At 62.1% G+C, this 1,027-nt stretch carries 1 protein-coding gene; it reads right to left on the minus strand.

Annotation, left to right across the window (positions count from 1 at the left end):
- Window positions 1-172: 172 nt before the first annotated feature.
- On the minus strand, window positions 173-784 hold the full coding sequence (locus ABGB18_RS49330; RefSeq protein ID WP_347702659.1) for a hypothetical protein: 612 nt from the start codon (window positions 782-784) through the stop codon (window positions 173-175).
- Window positions 785-1,027 lie beyond the last annotated feature (243 nt).

Consider the following 1,027-nt stretch of genomic DNA (forward strand, 5'->3'; position numbering starts at 1 on the left):
CCTGACTTCCTGCTTGCAAATCGGTCTGATCTTCGAGTACCACGGCCTCGACCTGGGCGACCGGCAGTCCGCCAGTGACCGTGACTGACCCCTGTTGACCGCCCTTAATGGCACGCTAATGGCACGGCGATCACGTGTGTGGTCACGGGGTCTGTTCTGCCGGACCTCTGTTCTACGGTGTGCGGTCACCGTATTTTTCGATGATCGAGCTGAGAGAGCGTGGGGCTGACGGCATCTCCTCCCCCAGTGGATCCGGTGAGGTGACGCCAGTGTGTACGGATCGCATCCATTCGTCGTCGACCACAGCCTGGCATAGCGCTTCGGCGGTGATGAGCGTGGCGAGACCATAACTGTTCTCCCAGGTCTCCCGACCCGCTGGGCTGGCGGCGATCCATTGCTCGACGCTGGCGAGATCAGGAACTGGATACCAGTCCCAATCACTCATGTCGAACTTGACCACCAGGCCGTTTTCCGTCCGATAAGAGACCAAGGCTGGGGCTTCATCGATCCATACAGCGCTCAGGCAGGGGCCGTACTGCGCCAGAATGGGAAGAGCACCCTCGGTGACAGAATCGACGCGGTAGTCCATGATGACGGTGCCCTTGCCGAGGCGCCCGATGAGCATGTCGACGTCGTCTGCGTTGAAGCGTGCCGGCTGAGTGCTCTCGGGTGAGATGCCATACGCCGCCAGGACGTCGTCAATCTTGGTGGCGGAACACCACGTCAAGTCGACGACCAGCTGGGTTCGCAGGCGAAACCACTCTCTGTAGGTTGAGTCGATCACGGACGTTTCCTCTCAGCTGACACCGCCATGGGCCACGCTCAAGGATCTTTGCGCATCCGCGTGCCGTCCGCCGCCGAACCGCGATCAGCCACGTTGCTCAGTGAGCCAGGGTGAGGAACGAACCCTGGATCGTCGATCGCCCCCAAGCACGTACGGCGTCCAGCCATGCAGTGGCGATCGTAGGGCTGTGTCTGTGCGGCGGCGCGGCAACCCCGGTCGGTGCGTTCGGGTTGGTACGGCGGG

This window comes from Nonomuraea sp. B12E4 (assembly GCF_039871825.1).
Classification (GTDB): Bacteria; Actinomycetota; Actinomycetes; order Streptosporangiales; family Streptosporangiaceae; genus Nonomuraea.